The sequence below is a fragment of the Lutibacter sp. HS1-25 genome, assembly GCF_004121075.1.
Taxonomy (GTDB): Bacteria; Bacteroidota; Bacteroidia; order Flavobacteriales; family Flavobacteriaceae; genus Lutibacter.
Window position 1 is genome coordinate 31,845 of record NZ_RHLN01000144.1, and the last position, 10,586, is coordinate 42,430.

The window sequence follows — 10,586 nt, forward strand, 5'->3', positions numbered from 1 at the left end:
TATGAATCAACGTATACTTACATATTTAAAAGACTATTCTTATGATACCAAAGATGTTAATCGTCTTTTAGTGTCCTCATTTTTGATTCTTAATAAAATTGATTATATAGAAAATACGTTTATCAATGAATTAATTATATCCGAAGAAAACGAAATTGAACATGTAAAAGACTTTATTAAACTATTCGATAAAAAAGCATTTGATATTGAAGAATTAATAGAGCTTTTTGAATTTGTTATTTCTCCTCAAGACAAAGAGGTAAACGGTGCTGTTTTCACGCCAGAATACATTAGAAAACATATTGTCAAGCATACTATTGAAAAACATAATACAGATATTTTATCTAATCTAAAGTTTGGAGATATTGCATGTGGTTGTGGCGGTTTCTTTAAAACTATTACAGAAGTCTTAATAAATGAAACTGATAAGAGTTATTTTGAAATTTATAGAGACAACATTTATGGTTTAGATATTCAAGAATATAGTATTAAAAGGACTAAAATTTTACTTTCATTACTTGCAATAAAAAATAATGAAGATCGTGAAGCATTTGAATTCAACTTATATTGTGGTAATGCTCTTAGTTTTGATTGGAAAACGGATGAAACTTTAAATGAAAATAATGGTTTTGATATTGTTATAGGAAATCCACCTTATGTTAGTTCATCTAAAATGGATGAAGAAACAAAAGGTTTATTAAAAAACTGGAGTGTTTCATCTACAGGAAAACCAGATTTATATATTCCATTCTTTGAAATTGGTATGGAAAACTTAAACGAAAATGGCGTTTTAGGATATATAACAGTCAACACCTTTTACAAAAGCTTAAATGGAAGATCTGTAAGGAATTATTTTTCAAAAAATCAATTTGATTTATCCATCATAGATTTTGGAGGAGAACAATTGTTTAAGAAGAGATCAACGTATACTTGTATTTGTGTTATAGGTAAAGCGGAAAGTTCTTCTGTTAAATATGTGAAGAGTTTAAGTAGTAAGATTCAAAAAATAAAACCATCAAATTTCATAAGTATTCCTTATTCTAATCTTGATGATTTTAATGGTTGGTACTTAATTAATAATAAAATTCAGAAAGTTATTTCAAAGATTGAAAATTGTGGAACTCATTTAGGTGAAAAATTTGAAATCAGAAATGGTTTTGCAACTCTAAAGAATAATATTTATATATTCAAGCCAACAAAAGAATCTGATGATTATTACTATTTGGAAAAAGATGGTAAAGAGTTTAAAATTGAAAAGTCAATCTGTAAAAATGCGATTAAACCTAATATCTTAAAACACGAATCTAAAATTGAAAGCAATACCGAAAAATTACTTTTTCCTTATACTATTGATGTTGAAAGTATAGATTTGTTTGATGCAGATAAAAGAATATTAAAAATAATAGAAGAAGATACTTTTAAAGCAGACTTCCCAAATGCTTATCAATATCTACTAACTCAAAAAGTAGTTTTATCTAAACGTGATAAGGGTAATAAGCAATATGAAAAATGGTATGCTTTTGGAAGAAATCAGGCTTTAACGTTAAGTGGCCATAAACTATTATTACCATATATTACCAATGCTCCTTGTTTTGTTTATACAGCAGATTCTGACCTGTTATTTTACAACGGGTACGCTATACTTTCTAACTCAATGGAAGAACTACTTGTTTTACAAAAAATACTAATGTCAAAAATATTTTGGTTTTATATTAAAAATACAAGTAAACCATATGCTGGTGATTATTTTTCTGTAGCTAAAAATTACATTAAAAACTTTGGAATTTGCGAATTGTCTAATAGTGATAAAGAAATTCTTTCTAAGTTGAATACTCAAGATGAAATTGATAGGTTTTTAGAGGAGAAATATGGTATAGAATTGGAATGATTTAGAATTAAATTAATTTTTTTTGATCTTTAAATCAAAAATGACTTTCAAACCTGTAATCTCTATTTTTTTTACTAACCCTTTATACTTAGTTTTTCCATAATAATTTGTTGCGGTAAAAAATTCCAGCAATAATAACTGCTACTAAAGGTAATTTTATGTTCGGTAATTCCATTATTTAGAAACTTCATACGTTTATCAAAAAGCAATAATTGTAATTCTTTAACTTTAAAAAGTTGTTTCGGGGCTGCATCATTCAACCAAGTATTTGTCATAATAAGTGCAAAAGGCTTGTTAAATGACAAAGCTCTTTCAAAGTAGTTGCGCTTTTGTGTAAATGGAGGATTACTAATGATAATGTCCCAATGTTCAGGCTCATATTTAAAAAAATCCTGTCCATTGTCAATATGGCTATAGATCACTTTATTTTGAACACTAATTTGTTTTACAAATTCACTGTTTTCAGTGTCAAAAGGACACCATACAATTGGATTTTTTGGAATGTATTTTAAGATAGGTCTTACACCATAATCCGGAGTGTAACACTCGTCGTTTTTACCTTTGCTGAAAAGAATTTCCTTGCTTTTCATTTGTACATTATAGTTTGAATAATAAATAAAACGCCTGACTCCTTTGCTGAGCTTGTCGAAGTAAGCTTATCGAAGCGAGCCAGGCATTTACATTTTTCTTTTAGAAGAAAACAACCGTTTCAATGCATAAGAAACAAAAAAACTTACAATCGCCCCAATAACAGCCATTACTACGGTAAAAAGGACATCGTGTAAAGTAATGTTTAAAATGGTGGAGAGAAAAGTCCCTCCAACAATCCCAGAGCGTAGTTGTAAATTGTTATTGTTCATTGCTTTCTGCTTCGTTGTCACTCACCACTGCCTGACTCACAGCTGTAGCCACCGTTCCTGCAACAGTTAAATAGGTTGCAATGGTTACAATAATTGCAGGCAAAGCAATTGGAGCTGCAATAATAGCGCCACCAGTAGCAGCCAAAGCAATACCAATATTCCGCAGTTTTCTAAAAAAAGTCGGAGTTGGTTTTTTATAGCGTTCTGTAATTTTCATATGTGTTTTTTTATTGTTTTTAATTGGTCATATGCAATTCGCACAAAAAATTTTGTTTGTATCAAATTCATTTCGTTGTGCTCATTTCATAAGTATCTATTTTAAGATTTAATAGTTAAGGTTACTTGTTCTTTTCGGTCAAAAGCTTGGTAACAAATTGAAATTATTTTTTGAAACAAGGGTCTAGAGTACAATCCTTTTCCAATGCCATTCAAATGCCCTACAGGTGCCAAACAGCCTTTCAATTCACTTTGCGCATCATTAGCAGGGTGTATTAAAATCAGACTTCTCCCAGATACATTTTCAAGCTGCAGATGGTATTTAAACTTTTCTGAAAAACGAGCTTTCAACACATAAACACCTTCAGGAATACAAGACACTTGTTTTTTATTTTCAAGCCAAGGAAGTTCAATCACAAAGCCCATAAAATGACCTTGGTAAAAGAGGGCACCATTGGTACCCTCTTTAAAATAAGTCCTGTGCAGGGTTAAATTCATTAGGCAGTTGTTACATCAATAACCGATAAAGCATTGTAAGAACCATTTTTCAACGGATACATTTGTCCATTCACTTCTTGGTAAAACTCAATTCCCAATATTTGAACCACAGGAAGGGTTGAATTTGCAGTCACACTTGCTGTCAAGTTAATCACAGCAGTATCTGCACTTTCGTAAGGCAACACCGCAGTTTCATCACTTTCAAAAGTGGAGGTTTCATTGGTAAAATCTACTTCAGCAGCACCCATCACCATTTTATAATGCGTAGTTCCACTTGGAGCAGCAATTCTAATTTTTGGAGAAAAAGGCGCAATTCCAACAGTCGCTTCACCAGACGCTCTGTTAAAATCCTTGTCAAATGCGACAAACAAAGTTGAGCCTAACTTCCCATTAATGTTGAATTCAAATCCTTTTAAAAGATTCATATCACCAGCTTCAATGGTTCTTAAACCGCGTTCATTGGTTGCATCTGTTTTTACAATCTTTAAAAGATTGGTCGTCAATCTGCTCACCACACGTTTGTCTTTTGCATTTTGCAAAAGAATTCTAATTGCGTTGCGAATTACTTTTCCGCCTTTACCAGCAGCTCCAAATTCAGAACCGTTTTCACGCGTTCTTTGAAACGCAGGATCATTTGCAATTCGAGATGCATCCACACCACCTTTTTCACGCGCAAGGTGTCCATCTCCAGTTTTGTAAAAAGAAATATCTCCGATAGTTCCTTTTAACTTAATAATGCCATTTTGTCTAGCCATAATTGTATAAAATTTTTAATTCTCAACAAAGCAACTTATCTTTAGGTAAAAATTAAAAAACCGACATCCATCCATTCCGAAACATCCTTTTTCTTCCGAAAAGGTACCGTATGGATGAAGCATACCAAAGCCTAGGATAAAGCCTAGATAGTGCATTAAAACAATGAAAATAGTTAGAGCCTGCATATACCCAAAAGACATTCAGTGCATCACCGGCAGAAGTGAACGCTACGGTCGTAAATTACTCAATAAAATTAAAGCTCACTTTGGGAAGGAATCTTACCAGTTTATTACTTCAGAAGAATTTGCAGAATACAGTGGAATTAAATTAGAAATTGTGAATGAGTATTTGCAAAAAGTTTCATAGTATTTGATGTGATTTAGCGCTATTTATAGTACTAAAAATCGTATCTTTATTGGAACGATTGAAAGTTAAAACCAATCAATTGATATCAATGGTTAGGTCAACAAATCGGTCAACAAAATATACAAGGTGTCAGATACCCCTTTAAAACAAGGGAAATTCAATTTAGTTTGAATCCTGTCGGGGTCACTAGAGTAACAATCAAAAATGCCCAAATCCTTGTAAATCCTATATTTTACAAGGATTTTTATTTTTGAGACTGTTATGATAAATGATTTAATTTCATTTATTTGGTCAACAAATCGGTCAACAATATTTAAACGGAGTTAGGAAGCCCCTTTAAACAATGGGATGCAAAAGATGGTTTTAGTTCCTTCTCCTCTGCAAGTAAATAACCAAAAAACAACAAAACCCCATAAACGCTATGTTTATGGGGTTTTTTAATGCCTCAATTTATAACCAAAAACCATAAAAAAGCAAAAAAACTAAAAAAAAGGAGTCCAAATAGGAGTCAGTTTTTTATAAACTGATTGAATAGTTTTGTTGTAAATATAAGATTAAAAAAAAACTAAGCGAAAAAGCTCAATAAGGTTTGTTTAAGAATGTAATATTGAAAAAAACAATTTCAAAATGGATTTCCCCCTGGATTCTCAGGGTCATCAGCCGATTGCGCATGGGCTTTTTTAGGATTTAATATTAAAAAAGTTCCTGCAGCAGTGAGCGCAGCATATTTTCCCATTTTTTTGATGGCTTCCTTTCGTGTTATTTTATGATTGTTTTTGTTCATTACTAAAATATTAAAGTATTTAGTTTTTATTTTATATAATTATTGAATAATTACTTTTTTTGTTTTATTAATATTATCGCCAATAATTTGTACAATATAAATACCAGTACTAAAAGTAGAAATATCAATTTGTGTGTTGTTACTGTTTTGCTCTAATGTTTGAGAATACACCTTTCTACCTTGTATGTCAAATAAATTAATTGTAGCAATATCAGTTATTTGTCCTTTTACAAAAAGGGCTTTATCTGTAGGTGATGTATAAATTTCTAAACTGTTTAGTTTTTCTAACTCTTTTGCTACACCCAATACTTTTGAAGATTTAAAACTTACAAAAAAGCGACCTGTATCTGTTAAATTTTCGGTTGCAGTAAATTTATAATCCCCTTCATTAAGTAAGGTTAGCGTTCCAGCACTTGTATCTTCTAAATAAACAAAGATTCCACTTGGTAAAGTTGATGATGCAATACTAACAGTTACTTCTTTACCTGCAGTTGTATTGATACCTAAAGGTACATTGATATTGTCAACATCGGTTGGATTTAAAGACTGAATTGCGATTGCTTTTCCTGTATTGTCTTCAACCAAATGTGAATAAACTGAAAATTCTGGAGCAGTAGTTTCATACAAAGCGGCATCATAACCAGGGTCTAAGCCTAAACTGGCATTGTCATTAAAATAGAAAGCTGTTTTAAAAGTACTTGATGCATCGCTTATTTGAATTTTAGCGTTGGTATTGCTTAATGTACTAGAGGTTTTTACAGGTTTACCAGCTATAAAATCATCAGAAGAACCCGTTGTTCTCATAGCAGGTGTAAACGAAACAGAACCTCCAGCTGCAGCAGATTTTACATAAAAACCCTGTCCTGGAGCAAAAAGTTCAGTGATTGAAGTATCATCAATAGTAGCTTGATTCCAAATAGTCCAGCCACTTCCATTGTATCCATAAACAGCTTGATAAACACCTGTTTCAAATAAGGTTTTGTTTGTTGAAAAGAATGTTGCAAAATCTAAATAAGAAGGGTATGGATTGCCGATTAAATTCCAAGGGCTTCCAGTACCTACATTAATATTTACAGGTACCGTACCAGTATTAACGGTTCCAGTAAATATCAACGGACTACCATTAGTTGTTGCTGCTCTATAACCTTTGCCAGCTAACAAAGGAGTTGTATTATTAGTGGCAAAATTTTCATAAGCATTTGAATTGTTATTAAAAGGAGCAAATGCGGCAACTGTTTGTGTCCCATTAACAGCTAAAATTCCGGTATTAGCTGTTAAAAAATCATCAAAAGGTTGTCCGGATAAAGGAGGTGAAACCAAATCATTTCCACCTGTTGCTCCTGAACCAATTATATTTGTATAACGTTCATAATTAACAGTACCTGTAATTGTGCCATCTAAAATTAAACTGGCATATTTATTTGAAGTAGATTCTAAGGTAAGATTATTAACGGTTAATGTTGTACCAGTATCAACAGTTAGCCCAGCACCAGGATTAATGGTTAGATTGTTACATTCAGTATCACTTGATATGTTGGTGTTGCCTGATAAAATTACAATGTCTCCAGTAGTAGATATACCTTCTGGATTACTTGGTACCCAGTTCCCATCAGTAAAAATATAAATATAAGGTCCTTGGAAAGCATCTAAATAATAAATGTTTCCAGTAGCATCTCCATCATCATCTGGAAATCCAAATACAAGAAAAGCATCATTATAATACGATTCTTTAAAGTTAATTGCTGAAAAATTAAAACTGTATTCGACCCACTTATCAAAAACTTCAATATTATGAGTTAAACTTATTTGTGTGCCACTTAAGCCATCTTTTCGTAATACCAATGTTAATGTATTATTTGTGATTGTTGAGCTAGACTCAGTGTAAACTCTAATTTTAAAATTAGAATCTGAAAAATTGTTGATATTTCCGGGTAATGAAAACTGAATGTATGAACTAAGACCAGCATTTCTTGTAAATTTTGAAACTAAAGGACTTTCATTTCCAACTATTTTAGGTGTTGCTATAGCTGTTTCTAAAACACCATTAAGTGTTGCGCTAACAGTTGCAGGGAATTGGTTTGTGCTATAATTGTAATACCATATATTTCCTGATGTAATGGTAGGTGGTACGGTAAATTCGACTGTTGATTCTAATAAATCAAAATAATACACAAAGTCTTCATTAATTGTTACTCCACTATTGTTTTTAGGAGATGTATACCCTGGCATTACAATTATAGATAATCTATCATAATCAACTAAGTTAGCATTTGTAAATGTCCAACTTAAATCTTCCCAATTGTTAATTGTTGAAAAATATACTGGAGATGAATTTAATTGAGTTCGATCAGTGCCTCCAGTTACATCCATTAAAACTAAGATTACTGATTTACTTGTGTTATCTAATAAATTAACATCACTAATAGTTCCAGATTTAAACAATGCATTTAATTTAAATGTCACCGAAGTGTCATTAATGGTTCCATCTACAAAATCGTATATAATTTTTGCGTACGCATGTGATCCAGCAGTTTTAGTAAATTTTGATGAAATACCTGTGTTTGAATTAACATTAGACGTAATACCGGCATCGTTAGCTAAAGTATAATCTTTAATAAAATTTCCTCCAAGTATATTGTTATAAGTTAAATTTTCTAGTTTTGGAGTGTTGGTATAGTCAAATACGGTATAAAAATTTAAACTAATATCAGATGTTGCACTTAAATCATCAAAATAATATACAAAATCTTCATTAATAGTTGCACCATATTCATCTTTAGGTGAGCTGCTATTTTGCATAACAATAATTATTGCTCTATCATAATTTGCTAAGTCATTTGATGTAAATGTAAAATTTAAATTTTCCCATGAATTGATAGTTGAAAAATAGGCTATTGAAGAGCTAATTTGAGGACTTGAAGTCCCTCCGTTTAGATCTTGTAAATACATAATAACAGATCTGGTGTTGTTGTCTAAACTGTTTATTTCGCTAACAGATCCAGGTTTAAACAAGGCGTTTAATTTAAATGTGATGGTATTATCATTAATAGAACCATCTTTAAAATCATATCTAACTTGTGTGTAAGGATCTGTTCCAGCTGTTTTGGTAAATTTAGAAGCAACTCCTGTGTTTGAATTTGTATTTTGTATAATATCTGCATCATTAGCCAAATTATATTCTTTGCTAAAACTTCCACCTACAACACTATTAAATACAGTGTTTTCAGTTTTTGGAGAATTGGTATAATTAAACCAAGTATAATAGGTTTCAGTTAATGGTATTTCTTGGTTTGTTGTAGCTTTAATATCATCAAAGTAATAAACGGTTCCATTAGTTGTTGTATCTCCAGGTGCAAACATAAGCGCCATTTGATCAAAGCCACCAGCTGCTAATACATCGGTTGGAATTGTTTTATTAGTAAAGTCAAATTCAAATTCATGCCAAATATCACCTTGAGTTATAGTTACATCAACATAAAAATTTGGAGTTAAAGTAGAATTTATTAGATATACTCTAATTGTTTTATTAGACAAGGTACTAATATCACCTTGAAAATAAATTTTGGATTTCAATTTAAAATTTGTAACATCAGTAATTTTATTGTTTAAAGTGAATCTAATTTGAGAATTTGATCCTGATTGTTTTACAAACTTACCAATATTTGCTGTTGGATTAATTCCGGATGTATTTGGATTTGTTGCTTGTCCTGTTAAAACTCCTGCAGAAGTAAAGTTTATGGGTGTGTTAAAAGAGCTAGAAGTGTAAGAATACCAATCATAGTCTCTATACGTAAATTTCATTGGTGTGCTGTAAATAAGTCCGTTAGCGGTATTATTTACATTTATAAAATAGGCTTGAGCATCATTAGGTACTGTGGTTGTAACTGTGCCAGTATTGGTTTGTGCCGATAAATTTGCTATTTGTGATTGCCAATTATAAGCTGTTTTACCCCAATTTACGGTGTCTTTGGTATAATACAATAAGGCTTCATCAACTGTTCCGTCGTAATTATATTGATAGGTTAATTGTTTGTTGCTATCAATATTTGTTGAAGTAAATTCTAATGGTTTAACTTCGGATGGGTCATAACCAGTTACGTAATTGGCAAATTTATAGATTTCTGCTGGAGTTCTTCCGGGTACATGACCGTGTGCCATATCTTTTTCTATTCTCAAATATTTTTCATTTTGTGAATCTTCAAATGATTTGGTAAAAATATTCATTGTAAATTGTAAATCATTGGAACCATTAATAAATAAAGTTGGTGATGTTTGTAATGGAATATATAATGAAGGTTCCCAATTTTGATTGTATAGCAATTGTTCTTGTGAACTTAAATAGGATAGCGAAGTACTATAAATAGGAGAGTTATATAAATAACCGCATCCATAAACTGGAATTGAAAAAGCAAAACGATTGTCTAAACCAGTTACAACATTATTAATTATTCCTCCCCAAGAAATTCCTGTAATCCCAATATTAGTGGTGTCTATTTGGTCAGAAAAGCTAGGGTCTCTTAGTAAACTGTTTGCTAAAATTGCATCAGCCACTGCGTGATAAAACCATTGATCTTGTAATGTTTCACCAATATCCCCAAAAAAGCCATTTCTTGCAGGGCCTGAATATTGCCAATTAACATCATTATCAGGTACTTGACCTTCTAATGCAATGGCTAATGCAATGTAACCTTTTTCAGTCCAAGCATCTACCCAATCTGTATAAGCGTCTCCACCACCACCATGGAGTAAAATAACTGCAGGTCGTTTTTCACCAACTCCTATGCCGTTTGGTACACCGTACCAACAAAAAACTTTTGTTTCGTTAAGTCCATTTGCTGCTGCGGAATAAGGTAATCCTTCAAAAAACATACCTTTAATTGTACTATTTGAAGTTGATAAATTATAAGCATCATATGTGTTTACAAATTCGTAATTGGGGGCATTAAAAACACCGCTAGTTGTAAGCTCGTTTTTAATATAAGTTGGTCCACTTGTTTGTGAATAAGTAATAAATATAGATAGAAATAAAAAAATTTTTATTAGTAGGGGTTTTAAAAATGGTTTCATGTTTTTTAAAAATAAGTGAAATTTTTATAGAAAATTACAAATTCTAGTATTGGTATACAAATTTAATTTAAATAAGTATGAATTTAATATAAATACCTCAGCAAAAATGAGATGGAAACTAAATGAGTTAAAGGTATTGTTGATTAGGTTA

General features: G+C 31.3%; 9 protein-coding genes. 2 read left to right on the forward strand and 7 right to left on the reverse strand.

Annotated features, from left to right (window positions below; genetic code table 11):
- The first annotated feature begins 1 nt into the window (after nucleotide 1).
- Entirely contained in the window at nucleotides 2-1,888 is a 1,887-nt protein-coding gene (locus EC396_RS14330; protein WP_129367304.1) for an N-6 DNA methylase, read from the forward strand.
- 74 nt (nucleotides 1,889-1,962) lie between these two features.
- Here the strand turns inward: EC396_RS14330 and EC396_RS14335 are convergent, their stop codons facing one another.
- The 5 genes from EC396_RS14335 to EC396_RS14355 form a co-directional block, all read right to left on the reverse strand.
- A complete protein-coding gene (locus tag EC396_RS14335; protein ID WP_129367306.1) occupies nucleotides 1,963-2,478 on the reverse strand; it encodes a tRNA (adenine-N(6)-)-methyltransferase in 516 nt (171 codons plus the stop codon).
- A gap of 87 nt (nucleotides 2,479-2,565) precedes the next feature.
- Complete coding sequence (locus tag EC396_RS14340) at nucleotides 2,566-2,748, reverse strand: hypothetical protein (protein ID WP_129367308.1); 183 nt, start codon at nucleotides 2,746-2,748, stop codon at nucleotides 2,566-2,568.
- The gene (locus EC396_RS14345; protein WP_129367310.1) at nucleotides 2,738-2,965 is read right to left on the reverse strand and encodes a hypothetical protein; all 228 of its coding nucleotides are present in this window, start codon (nucleotides 2,963-2,965) and stop codon (nucleotides 2,738-2,740) included. The genes EC396_RS14340 and EC396_RS14345 overlap by 11 nt, the downstream gene beginning before the upstream one ends.
- A gap of 101 nt (nucleotides 2,966-3,066) precedes the next feature.
- A complete protein-coding gene (locus tag EC396_RS14350) occupies nucleotides 3,067-3,462 on the reverse strand; it encodes a DUF5675 family protein (RefSeq protein WP_129367312.1) in 396 nt (131 codons plus the stop codon).
- Complete coding sequence (locus EC396_RS14355; protein WP_129367314.1) at nucleotides 3,462-4,217, reverse strand: hypothetical protein; 756 nt, start codon at nucleotides 4,215-4,217, stop codon at nucleotides 3,462-3,464. The genes EC396_RS14350 and EC396_RS14355 overlap by 1 nt, the downstream gene beginning before the upstream one ends.
- Before the next feature lie 163 nt (nucleotides 4,218-4,380).
- On the opposite strand from EC396_RS14355, the gene EC396_RS14360 reads away from it, so the two are divergent.
- The gene (locus EC396_RS14360) at nucleotides 4,381-4,584 is read left to right on the forward strand and encodes a hypothetical protein (protein ID WP_129367316.1); all 204 of its coding nucleotides are present in this window, start codon (nucleotides 4,381-4,383) and stop codon (nucleotides 4,582-4,584) included.
- Nucleotides 4,585-5,206: 622 nt separating this feature from the next.
- On the opposite strand, the gene EC396_RS17930 is transcribed toward EC396_RS14360, so the two are convergent.
- Nucleotides 5,207-5,368, reverse strand: a complete 162-nt coding sequence (locus EC396_RS17930; RefSeq protein WP_164975318.1) for a hypothetical protein — start codon at nucleotides 5,366-5,368, stop codon at nucleotides 5,207-5,209.
- A gap of 39 nt (nucleotides 5,369-5,407) precedes the next feature.
- A complete protein-coding gene (locus EC396_RS14365) occupies nucleotides 5,408-10,435 on the reverse strand; it encodes a T9SS type A sorting domain-containing protein (RefSeq protein ID WP_129367318.1) in 5,028 nt (1,675 codons plus the stop codon).
- Nucleotides 10,436-10,586: the final 151 nt, after the last annotated feature.